This window comes from Ereboglobus sp. PH5-5 (assembly GCF_029504805.1).
Lineage (GTDB): Bacteria > Verrucomicrobiota > Verrucomicrobiia > Opitutales > Opitutaceae > Ereboglobus.
The window spans coordinates 1-18595 of sequence record NZ_JAQFIT010000027.1; the positions used below are offsets into that span (position 1 = coordinate 1).

Annotated in this window: 17 protein-coding genes and 1 tRNA gene; 13 read left to right on the forward strand and 5 right to left on the reverse strand. The window is 59.9% G+C overall.

Annotated elements, in window-relative coordinates; all coding sequences use genetic code 11:
• A partial coding sequence (locus tag M2103_RS12885; protein ID WP_277511073.1) for a thioesterase family protein occupies positions 1 to 264 on the forward strand: 264 nt, incomplete at its 5' end.
• Positions 265 to 321: 57 nt separating this feature from the next.
• Here the strand turns inward: M2103_RS12885 and M2103_RS12890 are convergent.
• Together M2103_RS12890 and M2103_RS12895 are read right to left on the reverse strand one after the other, a co-directional pair.
• On the reverse strand, positions 322 to 1041 hold the full coding sequence (locus tag M2103_RS12890; protein WP_277511074.1) for a hypothetical protein: 720 nt from the start codon (positions 1039 to 1041) through the stop codon (positions 322 to 324).
• 43 nt (positions 1042 to 1084) lie between these two features.
• Entirely contained in the window at positions 1085 to 1852 is a 768-nt protein-coding gene (locus tag M2103_RS12895) for a TlyA family RNA methyltransferase (protein WP_277511075.1), read from the reverse strand.
• 142 nt (positions 1853 to 1994) lie between these two features.
• On the opposite strand from M2103_RS12895, the gene M2103_RS12900 reads away from it, so the two are divergent.
• Positions 1995 to 2069, forward strand: a tRNA-Met gene (locus tag M2103_RS12900).
• A 5-nt stretch (positions 2070 to 2074) separates the two neighbouring features.
• On the opposite strand, the gene M2103_RS12905 is transcribed toward M2103_RS12900, so the two are convergent.
• A complete protein-coding gene (locus M2103_RS12905; RefSeq protein WP_277511078.1) occupies positions 2075 to 2359 on the reverse strand; it encodes a hypothetical protein in 285 nt (94 codons plus the stop codon).
• A gap of 34 nt (positions 2360 to 2393) precedes the next feature.
• On the opposite strand from M2103_RS12905, the gene M2103_RS12910 reads away from it, so the two are divergent.
• The 4 genes from M2103_RS12910 to M2103_RS12925 all read left to right on the forward strand — a co-directional run bounded on the left by M2103_RS12910 (position 2394) and on the right by M2103_RS12925 (position 8560).
• On the forward strand, positions 2394 to 4517 hold the full coding sequence (locus M2103_RS12910; protein ID WP_277511079.1) for an ATP-binding protein: 2124 nt from the start codon (positions 2394 to 2396) through the stop codon (positions 4515 to 4517).
• On the forward strand, positions 4514 to 6241 hold the full coding sequence (locus tag M2103_RS12915) for a PAS domain-containing hybrid sensor histidine kinase/response regulator (RefSeq protein WP_277511081.1): 1728 nt from the start codon (positions 4514 to 4516) through the stop codon (positions 6239 to 6241). The genes M2103_RS12910 and M2103_RS12915 overlap by 4 nt, the downstream gene beginning before the upstream one ends.
• A 184-nt stretch (positions 6242 to 6425) precedes the next feature.
• On the forward strand, positions 6426 to 7307 hold the full coding sequence (argB, locus tag M2103_RS12920; protein WP_277511082.1) for an acetylglutamate kinase: 882 nt from the start codon (positions 6426 to 6428) through the stop codon (positions 7305 to 7307).
• A gap of 50 nt (positions 7308 to 7357) precedes the next feature.
• The gene (locus tag M2103_RS12925; protein ID WP_277511084.1) at positions 7358 to 8560 is read left to right on the forward strand and encodes an aspartate aminotransferase family protein; all 1203 of its coding nucleotides are present in this window, start codon (positions 7358 to 7360) and stop codon (positions 8558 to 8560) included.
• Between the two features lie 122 nt (positions 8561 to 8682).
• Here M2103_RS12925 and M2103_RS12930 read toward each other — a convergent pair whose 3' ends face one another.
• Both M2103_RS12930 and M2103_RS12935 read right to left on the reverse strand, forming a co-directional pair.
• The gene (locus M2103_RS12930) at positions 8683 to 9444 is read right to left on the reverse strand and encodes an exodeoxyribonuclease III (RefSeq protein ID WP_277511085.1); all 762 of its coding nucleotides are present in this window, start codon (positions 9442 to 9444) and stop codon (positions 8683 to 8685) included.
• Between the two features lie 24 nt (positions 9445 to 9468).
• Positions 9469 to 10497, reverse strand: coding sequence for a haloacid dehalogenase-like hydrolase (locus tag M2103_RS12935; protein ID WP_277511087.1), 1029 nt, complete (start codon positions 10495 to 10497; stop codon positions 9469 to 9471).
• Between the two features lie 137 nt (positions 10498 to 10634).
• Between M2103_RS12935 and M2103_RS12940 the strand changes: the two genes are divergently transcribed.
• The 7 genes from M2103_RS12940 to M2103_RS12970 all read left to right on the forward strand — a co-directional run bounded on the left by M2103_RS12940 (position 10635) and on the right by M2103_RS12970 (position 18544).
• Positions 10635 to 11039 (forward strand): DUF3788 family protein, encoded by a 405-nt coding sequence (locus M2103_RS12940; protein WP_277511088.1) that lies wholly within the window; start codon positions 10635 to 10637, stop codon positions 11037 to 11039.
• Positions 11040 to 11184: 145 nt separating this feature from the next.
• Positions 11185 to 12969: an ATP-binding protein gene (locus M2103_RS12945; protein WP_277511089.1), complete on the forward strand. Its 1785-nt coding sequence runs from the start codon at positions 11185 to 11187 to the stop codon at positions 12967 to 12969.
• A 204-nt stretch (positions 12970 to 13173) separates the two neighbouring features.
• Positions 13174 to 14559: an FAD-linked oxidase C-terminal domain-containing protein gene (locus tag M2103_RS12950; RefSeq protein ID WP_277511091.1), complete on the forward strand. Its 1386-nt coding sequence runs from the start codon at positions 13174 to 13176 to the stop codon at positions 14557 to 14559.
• Between the two features lie 73 nt (positions 14560 to 14632).
• Complete coding sequence (locus tag M2103_RS12955; RefSeq protein WP_277511092.1) at positions 14633 to 16051, forward strand: heterodisulfide reductase-related iron-sulfur binding cluster; 1419 nt, start codon at positions 14633 to 14635, stop codon at positions 16049 to 16051.
• 91 nt (positions 16052 to 16142) lie between these two features.
• A complete protein-coding gene (locus M2103_RS12960; RefSeq protein WP_277511094.1) occupies positions 16143 to 16886 on the forward strand; it encodes a GDSL-type esterase/lipase family protein in 744 nt (247 codons plus the stop codon).
• A 180-nt stretch (positions 16887 to 17066) separates the two neighbouring features.
• Positions 17067 to 18047 carry a hypothetical protein gene (locus M2103_RS12965; protein WP_277511095.1) on the forward strand — a complete coding sequence of 327 codons (981 nt, stop codon included), beginning with the start codon at positions 17067 to 17069 and terminating at the stop codon, positions 18045 to 18047.
• A 47-nt stretch (positions 18048 to 18094) separates the two neighbouring features.
• Positions 18095 to 18544, forward strand: a complete 450-nt coding sequence (locus M2103_RS12970) for a nuclear transport factor 2 family protein (RefSeq protein ID WP_277511097.1) — start codon at positions 18095 to 18097, stop codon at positions 18542 to 18544.
• The last annotated feature ends 51 nt before the right edge of the window (positions 18545 to 18595 follow it).

The window sequence follows — 18595 nt, forward strand, 5'->3', positions numbered from 1 at the left end:
AAAATCGAGGCCGACGGCTACCACCTGCCCGTCCTCGAAGTGTCGCTCAAATACCACCGGCCCGCGCTCTACGACGACGACCTCGTCGTCACCGCTAGGCTGGCCGAAAAGCCCGTCCTGCGGATAAAGGTGCAATACGAAGTCCACCGTGGCGACACCCTCCTCGTCACCGGCACGACCATGCACGCCTTCATCGACCACGAAGGCCGCCCCGTCCGCCCGCCCCCCTACGTGGCGGAGAAAATGAACGAGGTTTTTAAATAATAGCCTGATCCATCCCGCGGGGACGCACCTGCCAATGTAACTCGAATATGAAAAAAATTAGTTCGACCCCTTGGAATTTTCTTTGGTTTTTTGCCAGTTTTCCAACGCGCATTTGGCAACAGATCCAAATGCATCCATAAATTGGTTGCCGGCATCCTGCGTAAAGCCGATTGCGTCCCTTACCACACGTCCATTTGATCTCAATAAAGAACGACCCATTGTGATTGTTTTTATATTATTTATAGATTCCCCTTGTATGTTAATTATGAAGGTTCCCTTGCACCGCACATAATATAATAGCTCATCAGCAATTGCATTCTCCAATTCATCGGTCATTGTTTCATTGCAATGGGATTCCCCAATGTAATTTTTAATCGACTGAAATGTCCTTTCATATACCGAATCAATTGCATCCTGAGGCATTCCAATTGCCAATCCAACAGTATCATTTGAGGAATACTCACATGTGGCATATTGAGCTACTGCATTAAGGGCCTCAAACTTGAGTTTCATAAACAATTGCTCCATGCCGGGAATATCCGACTCCTTCAACTGAAATTTTTCTATGATATACTCCGATATTTTGTAATGTATTTTTTCTTTTCTTGGCAGCCCGGCGAATTTTTCATTTTGAGCATCGCCCGATGATAGTTTGGATTCTTCACCCCCCGGCGAACCGCTTACGCCAGCATTGGGAAACTTTCCCCCAAAGAATAAGAGTTTAAATATAACTATAATAAAAACACCCAATAATAAAATTAGTAGTTTTCTTTTCATGGGAAATCCAAAGGGGACGGGGGAACCACTTTTACAAATACCGTTAATCTCCAGTCGGCAACGGCAAACACCCCTTCCGCAGGCCCAGCAGAAACTCACGGTTTCCGTCAGTGCCCGTGATGGGCGAGTCCATGCTGCCGATCAGTGCCGGGCCGGATAATTCACGCAGTGCGAATTCTGTGATGTCCGCCAGGATTGCGTTCTGCAACCCGGGGTCGCGAATCACGCCGCGTCCCTTGTCCACCTCGGCCTTGCCCGCCTCAAATTGGGGTTTCACTAGTGCGATCAGGACTCCGCCATCCGCGCGCACGAACGGCCACACGGCGGGCAGCACGGCCTTGAGCGAGATAAATGACAAATCCATCACCACCGCGTCGAAATCCGCGCGCGGCAAATCCCCCGGCGCAAGGTGGCGCGCGTTCACCTTTTCGAAATTCGTGACGCGCGGGTCGGCGCGCAGCTTCGCGTGCAGTTGCGCGCGCCCCACGTCCACGCACACCGCGTCCGCCGCGCCGGCTTGAAGCGCGCAGTCCGTGAAGCCGCCTGTCGAGGCGCCCACGTCCAGCACATGCGCGCCATTCAGGTCGATGGAGAATTTTTCCAGAAACCCGGCCAGTTTTTCCCCGCCGCGGCTCACAAAACGCGGCGGCTGCTCGACGGTGAGCTCGATGTCGCCGGGGTATTCCTTGCCCGCCTTGTCGAGACGCTCCGTGCCACGCAGCACGCGACCGCTCATGATGAGCGCCTTGGCTTGCGAACGGGTTTCGGCAAGGCCGCGGGCAACGAGGATTTCATCAAGGCGTTGTTTCATTGTGGACAGCCCGATTCGAGATGCGAAACCGCGCGCCGCAACACTTTAATGCCAAACTCCGGCCATGCGCCCAATAAGCGCCATTGAAGTTTTGTCTTGAGACTCCGCCGTTTTTGGGTTCGGTAAGCAGTCCCGTTTTTTTGCCAGAGTAGCTCAGTGGTAGAGCAGGGGACTCATAAGCCCTTGGTCGGCAGTTCAATCCTGCCCTCTGGCACCACTTTTTCAGCCCGGAAAAACACCTCCGGCGTTGCGCGGGAACCCGGCCAGGGCCTCCATGGCGCGCTTACAATGCGCGTTTTCAGCAAGCCAGAAACTCGGCGCGGGAGTTTTGACACGGCGTTTTCGCCCCGCGCATATTGTAAAAAAGACATGCAATATCAGGCGATGCCGTCCTTGCCGTTGAATGATGGCTTTTGATTGTGCCACGCTTTTCCCGAATTTTTTCCGTAAAACCGGCATGCTTTCGAAAAGGACAACAATCATTGTCTGCATTGCGATTTTTGCCATTGGACTCCTTGGAGGAGGCTTGGAGTGCTTCCGCATGTATAAAAACCAGCGCGGGAAACTGGAGGCCGGCGTGCTGCATTATGCGCTCGCGTTTCCCATCGACGAGGTTTCGCAGCTGACGGGGCTGCCCGGCGATGCTGACTCAAAATTATATGATGAGATCAGCGAGCGGCAGGCGGAACTTCTGGACAGCCACCCGGCGCTTGCCTTCATGGAGCTCATCCGGCTCGACAGGCGAAGCGGGCGCATCGTTTGCCTCGCGGCCACCGGGCCGGGCGAGGAGGCGGCGCGGGTGCCGCGCGCGGGCGATTCGCTTGACGGCACGCCGGATGCGCGCCCCGTGCTCGAACTGGCGGGCGGCGCGAAAACCGCCGTGCGTTTGTTTCACCGCGACTGGCTGGACAAGCGTTGGGTGAGCGCGTATGCGCGCGCCGGCGAGCCGCAGGAGCCTGTCAACGGGGAGCCCTTGATGAATGTGCTGCGCTACGATGTGGACGCGAGTTACTGGATAAGGCACATCTCCGAAAGCGTGCTCTGGCGCGTGTTCACCGTGTGGGTGGCGCTCGGCCTGCCTTTCGCCGCCTACACGCTGGGGCGTTTTCGCAACCGGCAGAGTGTCCGGCTGCGCGAATTCGGCGAGGCAATCGAGCAGACAAAAACCGCGATCGTCATTTCCAGTTTCGACAGCGTGATCAATTATGTGAACCCCGCCTTTTGCGCGCAAATCGGGTATGAAAAAAACGAGCTAATGGGCTTGAAATGGCGCATTTGGCGTTGCGCGGAGCCCGAGCCGAGGGAGATCGAGCGGCGGTTGGAAATACTGAGGACGGGCGCGTCGGTGGAGGTCGAATGGGAGTTTTGCAGAAAGGACGGGCGGACCTATCCCGTGCGCACCACATTGACGCCGGTGCGCAACGAGTCCGGCAGCGTGGATACGATGATCCTCGTTATCGTCGACATCACCGGGCAAAAAAAACGGGACGCCGCGCTGCTCCTGGAGAAGGAACAAGCCGAGCAAATGGACCGCGCCAAAAGTGTTTTTTTGCATGCGATGAGCGAGGAGGTGGGCGTGCCGCTCCGCAATCTGGTCGCGCTTTCGGGTTCGTTGCGGGCCATGCCTCTTAACAGTGAGCAGGAGGGATACGCCGAAATCATCCAAAAAAGCACCGGCACGCTTGTGCGGCTCACGGACGACATCCTCGACTTCTCGCACATCACGGCGGGGCAGGTGAAAATATCGCCCGTGCTCGCGGAACCCCGCGTGCTGATTGAGGAAACGCTCGACATCGTGGCGCCCCAGGCGGCGCAGAAAAACATAGTTCTGCTCCGCAACATCATGCGCGACGTGCCGCGCGCGATCATCATTGACGGAACGCGCCTGCGCCAGGTGCTGCTCAATCTGGCCGGCAACGCGATCAAGTTCACTAAAAACGGCGAAGTGGAAATACGGCTGAAGGTGATTTCCTCGGGTAATGCGGGCGGCAATGACCCCGCGAACAGGAACCGCATGTCGCTGCTGTTTTCGGTGCGCGACACGGGCATAGGCATCGCGCGCGAGGACCAGGAAAAACTTTTCATCCCCTTCTGGCAGGCCGATTCGACGAATGTGCGCCGCTACGGCGGCGCGGGCCTCGGGCTGGCGATTTCCCGCCATCTCATCCACATGCTCGGGGGGGATATTTGCGTGGAAAGCGAACCGGGGAAGGGCTCCGTGTTTCATTTTTCCGTGACATGCGAACTGCCTCCCGACGCGGCGCCGCCGGAAACCATGCCCGAGCTCGAGCGCGCGCGGATTCTTGTCGTTTCGGATTGCCCGGGGCTCGCCTCCGAGTTGAGACGCGAGATTTCCGCGCGCGGCGCGGCGACCGCGGCGATTTCGCCCGATGATTTTGACGGGCTGGATTGCGACACCTGGGACGCGATTGTGGTTGATTGCGGCGCGGCGCGCGACGACGGCGCCTGGCGCGGGTTTGTGGAAAAAATCACGCTGCGCACCATTCCCATAATTGGCCTGATGGACACGGGCGCGGACGCCATGGCGAGGCTCCGCATGAGCGGCGCGTTTTGCGCGCTGCTCCCAAAGCCGGCCCACTATGACGAACTGGTCCGCGCGCTCGCAAACGCGACCCGGACGGCCTTGGAAGGGAGGCGCGCATGAAGGCCTTGTCGGGCAGGCAAAAGGCGGTGATTGTCTTTGCACTCATCCTGACGGTGAGCGTCTGCGCCGGCGTCGCCCGCTGCATGCACCGGAGCGCGTTTCACAGACAGAACGCGGCGGCGGGATTGAAGATGCTGGCGCTCTCATTTTCCGACGAGGACCTGGCGGACCTGACCAATGATTCGCCCGCCCTGCGCGCAAAGGTCCGCGCGGAATTGGAAAAGCGCATGGACAATGTGCGCGACGCCGACCCCTCCGTGAAAACAATGGAGCTTTTGCGGTGCGACACACGAACGGGCGAGGCGACGTGCCTCGTGCATTCAAGCCCGCCGGACACGCCGGAAACCCCGCCCGCGGGTGAAAGATGCACCGCGTTTGTGAAGCCGGAGTTAATCCAAAGGCTTGTGAACAAAAACGAACCGGTCGTCCATTTGCACATACTCGGACCGGCCGGCGGGTTTATTGTCGAAGCCCATGCGTTCGTGGCGCCGTCCGTCACCCCCTTGCGCGCGCAGCCGGCGGCAGACATAGTGCGCTACAACCTCGATGGAAAAACATGGTTCTCCGAATGCGCGGCCGATGGCGGGCGGGGATTGCTGGTGTGCCTCATACTCATGGGAATGCCATTCGCCGCTTACGGCATCGCGCGCCGCAGCACGGGCAGGGAGCGCATGATCGAGGGATTGCGCATGGCCGCGGACCAGTGCGAAAACGCAATCATGATCGCGGGACTCGACGCGGGCGTGATATACGCCAACGGCGGCCTCGCGCGGCAAACCGGCTACTCGCGCGATGAACTGCTCGCGATGCGGGCGCCCGACCTCGCCGCCGAGGACGTGTCCGAAAGACTCTGGATGGACTCCTGGAACAAGGGGTTCCCGCCTGATTCGGAAGTGATGTTGCGCCGCAAAAACGGCGAGCCCTACCCCGCGAACGTGGTTTCCACGGCGGTGCGCCGCAAAAACGGCAGGGGTGATGTGTTTAGCTGCATTTTTATCATCACCGACCTGACCGAGCGCACCCGGCGCAACCAGCAGCTCCAGCAGGCCAGGCAAAACGCGGAAAATGCCAGCCGCGCCAAGGGCGCGTTTCTGGCTATGATGAGCCACGAAGTGCGCACGCCGCTCAATGGCGTCCTTGGCTTTTCGAGCCTGCTGGCGGACACCGAGCTGGACGTCCGGCAGCGCGAATGCGTGGAGGACATTCGCAAAAACGGCGAAATGCTCGCGCGCCTGAGCGCCGACATTCTCGATCTTTCACGAATCGAATCCGGCAGCGCCCAGCTCCATCTCGACTGCTGCAACCTGCGCTCGCTGATCGATGACGTCGTCAACTCCGTCAGGGAAACCACGGCGAAAGCACCATTGGAATACGCGGCGCGCGCGGACGCCGCGGTGCCGGTCGAAATCATGGTGGATTCGATGCGGCTGCGCCAGATACTGGCCAATTACACGCTCAACGCGGCCGGGGCCATCTCCGCCGGAAAAATCGAACTGGCCGCGTCCGTCACGGACAACAACGACGGCATGGTGACATTGCGTTTTTCCATCCATGGCGTTTCGACCGGCGCGGCGCCCTCCCCCGCCCCGTCCGCGAAAGTGTCGTCGCTGGCGATGACAATCTCCCGGCATCTCATACAGCTGATGAATGGCGAAATCATCGCCGAAAACAGCGACAAGACGGGCTCTGTATTCGTTTTTTCAATACAGTGCGGGCGCTGCTAAACGCGCTCGGAAGCACAAATCGGGGTTCAACGCGCCCGGCGATAAAATGCCGCGGGCGTAATTATTTTATCGAAAAACCCGAGCAGTGTGCGCTAAGCAATCACGCCTCAATAAAACCGTGAGCACCCTCATCATCATTTCGCATCATCCATACACGGCCGCGCGCGGCATGTGCTGAACCGACATGAACGTCACCGAAGTCACCGCCAAGGCCAGGGTGCTCCTTGAAGCACTTCCCTACATTCAAGATTTCCACGGTTCCACGTTTGTCGTGAAATACGGGGGCAGTTTCATGGACGACCCCGATCCCATCACCCGCAACCGGGTCGCCTACGATATCGCGTTTCTCGCAGCGGTCGGCATCAATGTCGTCGTTGTCCACGGCGGCGGCAAGGCGATCACAAAGGCCATGGCCGAGTCAGGGTTGAAGGCCAATTTTGTGCAGGGCATGCGCGTCACCGACGAGGCGACCATGGCCATCGTCAAAAAAACACTCGATGAAGTTGTGAACAGGGACGTCTGCGCCGCCGTCTGCGCCGCCAAGGGAAAACCCAAGGGCGTGCCCGGCGACAGCGTGCTCGAGTGCGCCAAAATCACGGCCGACGACGACGGCAACCCCATCGACCTCGGCTACGTCGGCGATGTTACCGAGGTAAAGATCAAGATCATCAAAAAGGAAATCGCCGACGGTTTCACACCGATCATCTCGCCCGTCGCCGAGGGCCTCGACGGCAAGCCCTACAATGTGAACGCCGACCTCGCCGCCGGCCGCGTCGCCAGCGCGCTGCGCGCACGCCGTCTTGTCTACATGAGCGACGTCCCCGGGCTCCTCTCGAATCCATCCGATCCCGACTCGCTGATCTCCACGCTGAAAATTTCACAGGTCGACGACCTCAAAAAGAAGGGTGTCATCGACAAGGGCATGCGCCCGAAAGTGAACAGCGCCATTCGCGCGCTCCAGGAAGGCGTGCAACGCGTGCACTTCATCGACGGCCGCCTCCCGCACAGCCTCCTGCTCGAAATCTTCACCGACAAGGGCATCGGCACCGAAATCGTGCACGGGTAAAGTTTCACCAGTCTGATCAGCCAGATCTATCCGATCAAAAAACCACCGCAATGAACGCCAGCAACGTCCGCACCGCCGCCGACCTCTACGACGCCTATGTTTTGAAAAACTACGGGCGCGCGCCGATCACGCTCACACGCGGATGCGGCACGCAGGTTTGGGACGACGAGGGCCGCGCCTATCTCGACTTCACCTCCGGCATCGCCGTGAGCGCGCTCGGGCATTGCCATCCACACTGGGTCGCCGCGATGCAGCGCCAGTCCGCGGAGCTCATTCACACCAGCAACCTTTTTCGCAATCCCAACCAGGCGGAGCTCGCCCGCCGCCTTGTCGGCCATGCCGGGCCCGGCCGCGTTTTTTTCTGCAACAGCGGCACCGAGGCCAACGAGGCCCTGATCAAACTTTCGCGCCTGCACGGCGTGCAAAAGGCCGGCGGCGCCGAGGGCAAGTGCCACAAAATCATCTGCGCTAAAAACGCCTTTCACGGACGCACCTACGGCGGCATGAGCGCCACGCCGCAGGAAAAAATCCAAAAAGGCTTCGCGCCGCTCGTGCCCGGTTTTGTTTTTGCCGAGCTCAACAACCTGCAAAGTTTCGCCGGCCTCGTTGACGAAAACACCGCCGCCATTTTCATCGAAACCATTCAGGGCGAAAGCGGCGTGCGCGTTTGCACTCCGGAGTTTCTGCGCGGCCTGCGCGAACTCTGCGACAAGCACAACCTCCTCCTCATGCTCGACGAGGTGCAATGCGGCATCGGGCGCACAGGAAAATTCTACGCCTTTGAGCACGCCGGAATCCGCCCCGACGCAATCGGCATGGCCAAGGGCCTCGGCGGCGGCATGCCCATGGGCGCGATGTGGGTGCGCGAGGATCGCGCCGATCTTTTTCACGCCGGGCACCACGGCTCGACCTTCGGCGGCACGCCGCTCGCCTGCGCCGCCGGCCTCGCCGTGCTCGACGTCATCGAAAAGGAAAACCTCCTCGAAAAAGTCACGTTGCAATCCGTGTCGTGGATTGCCGCGCTTAAAAAGCTCGCCGAAGACCTTCCGCAAAAAATCACCGAAGTCCGCGGACAGGGTTACCTCATCGGCGTGCAAATGGCATCCGATCCCGCGCCGGTGATCGCGAGAATGCGCGAACTCGGCCTGCTTGTTGTCGGCGCCGGCAGCAACACCATCCGCTTTCTCCCGCCGCTCAATGTGAGCGGGGAAGATCTGGCGAAATCGGTGGAAATCTTCCGAAACGCCTTGTAAAGGAGCGGCGGTCTCTAGGCCGCCGGACGAGGCGCAACGCGCCTCGCAAAAAATAAAGCCATTCGAAAAACAAAAAGGCACGACTTCGTCGTGTCCGGCGACCTGGAGATCGCCGATCCGGATTATTTCAGCTCCAGCCCAATCGGGCAGTGGTCGCTGCCCATGACTTCGGGGCTGATCCAGGCGCGTTTTAACGCGGGGCGCAGCGTCTCGCTCACCACAAAATAATCGACGCGCCACCCGATGTTTCGCGCGCGGCAGTTCATCATGTTGCTCCACCAGGTGTAGTGGCCGGGGCCTTTTTCAAACTCGCGGAATGTATCCACAAATCCACTACCAAGCAGGGTGGAAAAATTGGCGCGCTCCTCGTCGGTGAAGCCGGCGTTGCGGCGGTTGCTTTTCGGGTTGGCGAGGTCGATTTCCTCGTGCGCGACATTGAGGTCGCCGCAAAAGACGACCGGTTTGCCCGCCTTCTCCAGTTTTTTAATGTGGGCGAGAAACGCGGGGTCCCATGCCTTGGTGCGATAATCGAGACGGGCGAGCCCGCGCTGCGAGTTGGGCTGGTAGACGTTTACGAGCCAGAATTTCGGAAACTCCATCGTGATCACGCGGCCTTCGTTGTCGTGCTCGGGTGCGCCGATTCCGAAGGTGACCGACTTGGGTTTCACGCGGGTAAAGATAACCGTGCCGCTGTATCCTTTTTTGAGCGCGCTGTGCCAGTGGGGTTCGTAGCCGGCGGCCCATGTGACGTGCTGGACGTCGCCGGCGTGGGCCTTGGTTTCTTGAAGGCAAATCACATCGGCGTCGCAGTCCCGCATGTAATCGAGAAAGCCTTTTTTCAACGCGGCGCGGATGCCGTTCACATTCCAGGAAATGAGCTTCATAAGCGATGGATGCGCGGGGGGTGTTTATTCCAAAAAGGTTCCCTGTTTGGGCTCCTTGGCGGCGCGGGCGGCGGCGGCCTCCTCGGGGGTCTGGCTGCTGAGGTGGCGGGGCGGGCGCGAAACACGTTTCGCGACGGCGGCCTCGCGGTCGGCCACGATGCGGTCGCAGATCGCCTGGATGTGGAGCTTGAGCCATTGCGCGGTGCTGCTCGATTCGGTGTAATCGGCGGGGCCGTAGTGGTCGATGCGCCCCGCCTGGCGCAGGGCGTCGTTTTGCCGGAATTCCTCGGGGCGCCCGGGATGATAAACGCCGTAGGCCGTGCCGCCGTTTTTCTTGACGACGGAGAAGCTCGGAATGTCGCTCGGGCCGTCGGCAATGTAGATCATGTTTTGGAAGGGGATGCGGCGATCCTCAAGGGCGATGTTGGCGTTGACGTCGATGGCGGGGTTTTTGTTGCTGCCCTTGTTGATCTCGAAGAGAGCGCGGGTCTTTGTGGTGTTGTCGATGATGGTGCCGATTTGCGCAATCTCGGCGTCGGCCGTGATGTCGAGTTCCTTTTGTCCGATGAAGCCGGGCTGGAGCGGATTTTCGATGAATTCGCAGGCCCATATGTCGGCGATGTGAGGGGCGATGGCGCTGCCGCGTATCATCTCGGCGATGCCGGTGCTGACGATGTAGTGCTCGAGGTTGATTTCGTGTTTGCGGTAAGTCTCGTGCTCGGTGACGTAACTTTTCGAGCGTTGAAAAAATTCGGGAATGCCGGGGTAGAATTTTATTTCCGCGCCGCATTCGCGAAAGACCTTGTTGTTGAGTTTCGGCATGCGACCCGCGAGCACGTAGGTGAGGAGGTGGTTGAGGTAGGCGATTTCGCTGGAGAGGCGGTAGCCGCGCTTGCGGTATTGCTCGACGAGGTGGTTGGTTTCCCTCCAGAAGTTCGCCTCATCGACTTCGTAACGGCGAAAGAGCGGCGACTGCATGTATTCGGGGATGAGCGTTTTGTCGAAATCCCATACGCAGGCGATGGTGTTTTGGGTGAAGAGTGTGGTGGCCATGGGTCGATGTATGATGCGCAAAGCGTGGGGGATTTTGCGACGCGAGTAAAAGGCAAAGCGCGACGCCGAGGCCGGCGGCTTTGTGCTTGCAAGCGTTTTTAGGAAAAGCGTGATCATGCGCCGCCATGGAAAGACCCTTGTTAAACGACCCCAACCTGCCCCCGGACGCGGCGATTTTGAAAAAAACACTCGGCCGCTCCCATGCGGCGTATGAGGCACTGGCCGCGGGCGCGAGTGGCGCGGGCCTGGAGATGTCGTGGCGATACTATAACGACGGCAAGGCGTGGCTCTGCAAGGTGACGCACAAGAAGAAAACCGTGTTCTGGCTTTCGGTGTGGGACGGATTTTTCAAAACCGGTTTTCACTTCACGGAAAAGACGCGCGGCGGCGTGGCCGAACTGGATATTGACGCGAACATCAAGTCGACTTTCGCCCGCGCGCAGGCCGTCGGCAAGCTGGTGTCGCTGGGGCTGGACGTGCGCAAAAAATCACAAGTGCGCGACGTGCTGACGCTCGCGGAATACAAGAAGACTTTGAAGTGAGCAAAGCCGTTCGCCGGTGGCGCGAATTTTAATATTTTGTAAATAATTCAACCTTTAGCACCCGCCGGGGTTTTTGTGTTCAGGAACCGGCGGTTTTTGTTAAATATTTGTTATCGTGTCGCTCTCCCGATTAATAAAAACCCGCGTGACAATTGCCTGGCTCGCCGTGGCCGTCATTGGCGTGGCGGCGGGGGCGCACGGGTATTACGGCAAGCGGAACGGCAAGCTTCAGGATTTTAAGCGCGCCGTGCGCGGAGCGGCGCTCGTTATGGCGATTCCGGAAGTCTCAAGGCTGACCGGCACGCGCGCCGACGAGACCCTCGATGACTACAAGCGCGTGAAAGCCAGGCTGCGCGAAATGCGCGGCGTGTATCCGGGCCGTGGAAACATTTATGTCTTTCGCATCAACCCGGAAACCGGGGACGCGATATGCCTGGCGGACTCGATGGAGAATGGCTCCCCGGCGGGATCGCGCCCCGGTGATGTTTTGCCGGGAAAAACAACCGCGCAGGACATGCCAAGGACATTGCGCGACGGGGCTGTGACAATCAACAGCTCGTTGTCCGACGAGCACGGCCGCTGGATCACGGCCTATTCGCGAATCGAGGATGGCGCCGCGCGCAATTTCGTGCGCTTCGACAGGGACCGCCGGCACTGGTGCGGCGGCCTGGCCGGTGCGGCGCTCACGCACGCCCTCTACGCATGGCTTCTGCTAGGCGTGCCCATGGCGGTGTATCTTTTGGTGAAACATTATTCCAAGCAGGCCCGCTTCATCGAGCAACTGCGCGCCGCGGTGGACCAAAGCGCCGCCGGCATGGTGATCATAGACGAGAACGGCATCATCCGTTACGTGAACGACAGCCTGTGCGCCATGAGCAAGTTCACTCGCGAACAAATGGTCGGCCAGCACTGGATGAACAGCGCGGAAGATCTCGACCGCGAAAAACTGGACCGGATGACGGAGATGTCCGCCAAGGGAAAATCGTGGTTCGAGGTTTTGGAGTGCGAGGACAAAAACGGGGGGAAATACCTGGGGCGCATGACCTCCACACCCGTGCAGGACCGCGCGGGAAAAATCATAGCATACATCACGGTGGTGTCGGACATGAGCGAGTTTGTGCGCCAGGCCAACGAACTGCGCGAGGCCAAGGAGCAGGCCGAGGCGGCGGACAAGGCGAAGGGCATCTTCCTGGCGACAATGGGGCACGAAGTGCGCACGCCGCTCAACAGCATCATGGGCTACTCCGACTTGCTCAAGGACACCGCCCTGACGGACGAGCAGGGCGACTATGTGCGGTCAATCCGCGCCAGCAGCGAACTGCTGGGCCGGCTCGCGGAAAACATCCTCGACTTCACGCGCGTCGAACGCGGTGTCATGCGAATAAAAAACGAGCCCGTTGATGTGCGCGTCGTGGTGCGAAACGTGCTCGACGGCATGATGCCCAGAATGGAAGGCAAGCACCTGCGCGTCTGGCAGGACGTGTCGCCGGACGTCCCCGCGCACATCATGACCGACTCCACACGATTGCAACAAGTGCTCACCAACCTGGTCGGCAACGCGGTCAAGTTCACACAAAAAGGCGAAGTCGGCGTGAAGGTGCGCATGCGCATGCTGACAACGCCGCCGTTCAATCCCCCCGCCGAAGCAACGCCCGCTGAAAACGACTGCGCGCAAGATGAAAAAATCCGCCTGCAATTTACCGTCAGTGACACGGGCATCGGCATCGCGCCCGAGGACCAGTCGCGCCTCTTCAAACCATTTGTGCAACTGGACTCGTCGTCGGCGCGCCACTACGAAGGCATCGGGCTCGGCCTGGTGATCTCGTATGACCTCGTGCGCCTGATGGGCGGCAGTATTTCGGTGGCGAGCGAAAAGGGCAAAGGCTCGACCTTCTCGTTTGATATTATTTGCGGAAAAGCGGTCATGTAACGCCCGCCCTGCCGCCGCGAATCAAGCGCGGCCGTTGTTTTTTTCGGAAAAACTGTTTGGACACAAAGGCCCTCAAGGCGCTACACACCAACATCCTCAAAATCTGGCGCGTCGAAGCACGCGAAAAAACACAATGAATTCGGCAATTACAATTTCATCCCGTGGGGGCGCACCTTGCGTGCGCCCCCACAATAAACAGCCACAATGAACACCCCGACGCTCGAATCCTCCCTCGCCGAAATCGTCAGCGCGAAAAACGTCCTCACCGAATCCGAGGATATCATCCCTTACAGTTTCGACGGCACCGCGGCGATCAAGCGGCTCCCGCGCGCGATCGTGTTTCCTTCCGACGCGCAACAGATTTCCGAAATCCTCAAGCTCGCGCGTTCGCAAACCCCGCCCGTTCCCGTCGTCACGCGCGGCAGCGGCACGGGGCTTTCCGGCGGCAGCGTGCCGGTCGAGGGCGCGCTCGTTGTTTGCCTCGCAAAAATGAACCGCGTCCTGGAATTGGACACGGCCAACCTCACGCTTCTCGCCGAGGCCGGCGCGGTGACGCAGGAAATCTACGACGCGGCCGACAAGGACGGCCTGTTTTACCCGCCCGATCCCGGCTCGATGCGCGTCTCGACCATCGGCGGCAACGTCGCCGAAAACGCCGGCGGCCTGCGAGGTCTCAAATACGGCGTCACGCGCAACTACGTCATGGGCATGGAGGTCGTGCTCGCCGACGGTTCCGTGTGCTGGCTCGGCAACAAGTGCGTGAAGGATGTCGCCGGTTACAATCTCCGCGACCTGTTTATCGGCAGCGAGGGCACGCTCGGCATCATCACAAAGGTGCTGCTAAAGCTCCTTCCAAAGCCCGCCGCGCGCCAGACGCTTCTCGCCACCTACGCGCAAATGGACGCGGCGGCGGCGACAGTGTCCGACATCATCGCGTCGAAAATCATTCCCTGCACGCTTGAGTTTCTCGACCGGAAAACAATCCGCTGCGTCGAGGATTTCGCGCATGCCGGACTTCCGCTCGACGCCGAGGCGGTGCTCCTCATCGAGTCCGACGGCCACGCCGCGGCCGTTGCCGACGAAGCCGCGCAAATCGAGGAAATCGCCCGCAAGCACGGCGCGACAAGCGTGCGCCGCGCGCGCGATTCCGCCGCGGCCGCGCAGCTCGCCACCGCGCGCCGCAGCGCGTTCAGCGCGCTCGCGCGCCTGAGGCCGACCACGATCCTTGAGGACGCCACCGTGCCGCGCAGCGAACTCGCGCACATGGTGCGTTTTGTCGAGGGCGTCGCCACGCGCCATGCGCTCGACATCGCGACCTTCGGCCATTTCGGCGACGGCAACCTGCACCCGACGATTCTCACCGACGAGCGCAACACCGACGAGATGCACCGCGTCGAGGCGGCAATGCGGGAGATCTTCGACGAGGCCCTGCGCGTCGGCGGCACGATCACCGGCGAGCACGGCGTGGGCCTTGCGAAAAAAAAATTCCTCCCCGCGCAACTCGGTGACGCCAGCTACACGCTGTTGGAAAACATCAAGCGCGCGCTCGATCCCGACGGCCTGCTCAACCCCGGAAAGATTTTCGACTAAAAATCAGCCCGCGCCACCCGACCTGTCTTATTCATTCCGCATTCCGAACTCCGCATTCCGCATTCCGCATTTCATGCAAAATCTCCTCAAGTCGCTCGACTACTCCGTGCTCCAGCAATGCATGCATTGCGGCATGTGCCTGCCCGTCTGCCCGACTTACGCGGAGACAAAAGAGGAGCGCCACGGACCGCGCGGACGCATCTCGCTCATGCGCGCCATCGCCGACGACGAACTCGAAGTCACGCGCGCGTTTGGCGACGAAATGTATTACTGCCTCGGCTGCCTCGCGTGCACCAGCGCGTGCCCGGCGGGCGTCAACTACGCCGAGCTTTTCGAGACCGCGCGCGCCGAGGTCGAGCGCCGGCATGTGATCAAATCGACGCAGCGCGACTTCTGGCGCTGGTCGGTCGTGAAGGTGCTTTTTACGCGCCCGCGTTTGCTGCGCCTCGCCGGACGCGGCTTGTGGCTCTGGCGAGTGACGGGCATGCAGGCGCTCACGCGCGCGCTGCGGCTTACGTATTTGCTGCCGCGCCGCCTCCGCGAACTCGAACCGCAGGCGCCGCGCGTCGGCGCGAAATTTTCGCATCAGTTAATCAAGCCGGTCGAAATGCCGTCCGAAAAGGTAGCACGGACATTCTTGTCTGTGCCTCCGGCGCAAAGTGCAGCAAAGAGCGAAATCGACGATGACTCGTCGCAAGCGACACAGACAGGAATGTCTGTGCCACCTTCGCAAACCGCCGTTCCGTTTCGCCGCGTCGCCGTGCTCACCGGCTGCGTGCAGGACCTCGCGTTTCCCGAGATCAACCGCGCCACGGTCGATGTGCTTCTCGCCAACAACTGCGAGGTTCACACGCCGCCCGTGCAGCCGTGCTGCGGCTCGCTGCACGCGCACAACGGCGACCTTGAATCCGCGCGCACGCTCGCGCGCCGCCTCATCGACATGATTCCGCCGGAAAACTTCGACGCGATCATCAGCAACGCCGGCGGCTGCGGCTCGCACTTGCGGCACTACGATCATTTGTTGCGCGACGATCCGGCTTACGCGGCGCGCGCCGCGGAGTGGTCGCGCAAGCTGCGCGATATTTCCGAATATCTCGTCGAGATCGATTTTCGCAAACCCGAGGCGCGCGCGGTCACGCAAACCGTGACGTATCACGAATCCTGCCATCTTTGCCACGGGCAGAAAGTCAGCGCGCAGCCGCGCGCGGTGTTGCGCGCGATTCCCGGTGTGGAGTTGCACGAATGCCCGGAGGCGACTTGGTGCTGCGGCTCGGCGGGCATTTACAACATCACGCAACCCGTCACCGCCGGACGCCTCCAGGATCGCAAAATGGCCAACCTCCGCCGCGCGCACGCGGGGATCATCACCACGGCAAATCCCGGCTGCCACTTGCAAATCCAAAACGGACTGCGCGCCGAAAAAGACACCATCACCGAGGTCGCGCACCCGGTCGTCCTCCTCGCCCGCGCCTACGCCGCCGAGCGCAAGTGAACCCATGCGCGCGCATGATTGATTTGGGATCGCATTGGTGTTGCGGGAATGTCAATGTTGTCGCTTTTCCAATACCCAAACACAATCAGTCATGAAAAAACATATCGCTTATATTGCCCTTGCATTTGTCCTGCTGGTTCCCGCCTTCGCCCAAAAGAAATACGGCGGCGCCACCAAGCCCGAGCCGCAGATCAGCTCGCGAACCGGCATGGTTTCTGTCGGCTGGTGGGAACGCCACGCCAAGCTCGTTGATCGCGCCCAGGCGGGCGGTTTCGACATCATGTTCATCGGCGACTCAATCACGCACCAATGGGAAAACAAGGGGCTGAAAGTTTGGAATGAAAAACTCGCCCCTCTTGGCGCGAAACCCTTCGGCATCGGCGGCGACCGCACGGAAAACCTCCTCTGGCGCCTGCAGTGGGGCCTTCTTGATGGCGAATCGAATCCGAAACTCGTCGTCATGATGATCGGCACCAACAACACCGGGCACCGCATGGACAAGCCCGCCGACATCGCCGCCGGCGTAAAAGCCTGCATCGACGAAATCCAAAAGCGCAAACCCGACGCCAAGATTCTCGTGCTCGCCATCTTCCCGCGCAGCGCCAAGGCCAACGATGAGAAACGGCTGAACAACGAGGCCGCGAACAAACTCATCCAGAAATTTGCCGACGGCAAAAAGGTTTACTACGCCGACATCAACAAGGTGTTCCTCACAGACAGCGGCGTCCTGGAAAAAAGCGTGATGCCCGACCTCCTCCACCTCACGCCCGATAGCTACCACCTTTGGGCCGACGCGGTCATTCCCGAAATCAAAAAAATCTATCCGGGAAAATAATCCAAATCGCCAAACCAGATTTTTCCTCCCGTTAATCTTCGGGCGCCGGCAAACACCGGCGCCCTTTTTGTCGTCCGGCGCATCCGGCGCCATCAGCAAAAAAGGATGGCTGTCCGCGTCGCGATGTGGTTCAAGAAAGGCACATTTTTTTATCCGCCAAATCCGCAACCCATCACACCCATGCGCACGATCAAACCACTCATCCTTCCGCAAATCCTCCTCGCGCTGCTCGCCTTGTTCGCGCTTGCAGCCTGCTCGGACAAAAAAAGCCCCGCCGGCGCGCAAACAGGCAAGGGCATTCAACACGAGCTTGTTGTCATCGACGAGGGCAGGGACACGCTTTTCTACATCAACGAGCGCAATCCATCGAAAAACTGGCTCGTCAAAACCGGACTCCCCAAGGCGCGCGATTTGCAGCTCATCGGCGGCGGACGACTGCTTGTCGGTTATGACAACGGCTACGCCGAATACAATCTCGCCGACGGCAAACAGCTCAAAAAATACGACGCCCTCTCCGGCGTGACCTCGGTGCGCCGCCAGCCCGACGGCAACACGATTGTGACGGGTGTTGATCTCAGGGGCGGCAAGGGCGTGAGCGTGGTCGTGCTCGACGCCACCGACAGAATCCGGACCACCACGGTTTATCCGGGCAACTACGTGCGCCTCATGCGCCAGACCGCGCAAGGCACCTACCTCATGGCCTGCGGCAACGAAATCCGCGAGGCCTCCACCGACGGACGTTACCTGAAAACTTATCCCGTCGAAGGTTTCAAAAACATGTGGAAGGCGATGCGCCTGCCGGACAACCGCATCATCGCCTCCGCCGGATACGGCGCGTTCATGGCCGAGCTCGACGCGGACGGCAACGTGCTCCGCAAATGGGGCGCCAAAGGCCAGGTGCCCGACAACGTGAACCCGCATTTCGCGGCCACATTCCAACTCCTCCCGAACGGTCACACCGTGCTCGCCAACTGGCAGGGACACGGCCCCGACCACGGCAAGTCCGGCGTGCAACTCCTCGAATTCGACAAGGACGGCAAGATCGTCTGGCAGTGGAGCAAGGCGGACATGATCTCGTCGCTCCAAGGAGTGCTCGTGCTTGACGGCCTCGACACCTCGCGCCTCCACGACGAACGCAACGGCGTGATGGAGCCGCTGTGATTTTTACAGACCGCGAACAAACACAAACAACCGCAATCCCTCCACCCATGAAAAAATTCCTCATCCTCTGCCTTTTTCCCGTTCTCGCGCTGATGTCCTCGTGCAATGCGCAATCGTCGAACGACGAGCGCGATGTCGCCGTCGCCGCCGAAAAACTGCGCGCCGCCATGCTCTCGGCCAAGGCCGCCGACCTGAACGCCATCGCCGCCGACAACCTCCTCTACGGCCATTCCAGCGGACGCCTCGAAACCAAGACCGAGTTCGTCGACACGATTGTCAGCGGACGCTCGGTGTTCGTGACGATTGATATTACCGACCAGAAAATCAAGGTAACCGGCGACACCGCGATCGTCTGCCACACCTTCACGGCCAAGACCAATGACAGCGGCAAGCCCGGCAACGTGAAGATCGGCATCATGCTCGTCTGGCAAAAACAAAAAGGCGAATGGAAGCTGGGTAGTGTCCGTCAAGTTTCGCACATTTTAAAAAGCATATAGTCGGCGGAGGAAGGTTATGTGTTGTTTTGTTGTTGGTTCTTTCGTGAGGGT

Coding starts and splice junctions, on each gene's coding strand:
- M2103_RS12890 (WP_277511074.1), bottom strand. CDS start 1,041: ATGAAAAGAAAACTACTAATTTTATTATTGGGTGTTTTTATTATAGTT.
- M2103_RS12895 (WP_277511075.1), bottom strand. CDS start 1,852: ATGAAACAACGCCTTGATGAAATCCTCGTTGCCCGCGGCCTTGCCGAA.
- M2103_RS12905 (WP_277511078.1), bottom strand. CDS start 2,359: ATGGCAAAAATCGCAATGCAGACAATGATTGTTGTCCTTTTCGAAAGC.
- M2103_RS12910 (WP_277511079.1), top strand. CDS start 2,394: ATGTATAAAAACCAGCGCGGGAAACTGGAGGCCGGCGTGCTGCATTAT.
- M2103_RS12915 (WP_277511081.1), top strand. CDS start 4,514: ATGAAGGCCTTGTCGGGCAGGCAAAAGGCGGTGATTGTCTTTGCACTC.
- argB (WP_277511082.1), top strand. CDS start 6,426: ATGAACGTCACCGAAGTCACCGCCAAGGCCAGGGTGCTCCTTGAAGCA.
- M2103_RS12925 (WP_277511084.1), top strand. CDS start 7,358: ATGAACGCCAGCAACGTCCGCACCGCCGCCGACCTCTACGACGCCTAT.
- M2103_RS12930 (WP_277511085.1), bottom strand. CDS start 9,444: ATGAAGCTCATTTCCTGGAATGTGAACGGCATCCGCGCCGCGTTGAAA.
- M2103_RS12935 (WP_277511087.1), bottom strand. CDS start 10,497: ATGGCCACCACACTCTTCACCCAAAACACCATCGCCTGCGTATGGGAT.
- M2103_RS12950 (WP_277511091.1), top strand. CDS start 13,174: ATGAACACCCCGACGCTCGAATCCTCCCTCGCCGAAATCGTCAGCGCG.
- M2103_RS12955 (WP_277511092.1), top strand. CDS start 14,633: ATGCAAAATCTCCTCAAGTCGCTCGACTACTCCGTGCTCCAGCAATGC.
- M2103_RS12960 (WP_277511094.1), top strand. CDS start 16,143: ATGAAAAAACATATCGCTTATATTGCCCTTGCATTTGTCCTGCTGGTT.
- M2103_RS12965 (WP_277511095.1), top strand. CDS start 17,067: ATGCGCACGATCAAACCACTCATCCTTCCGCAAATCCTCCTCGCGCTG.
- M2103_RS12970 (WP_277511097.1), top strand. CDS start 18,095: ATGAAAAAATTCCTCATCCTCTGCCTTTTTCCCGTTCTCGCGCTGATG.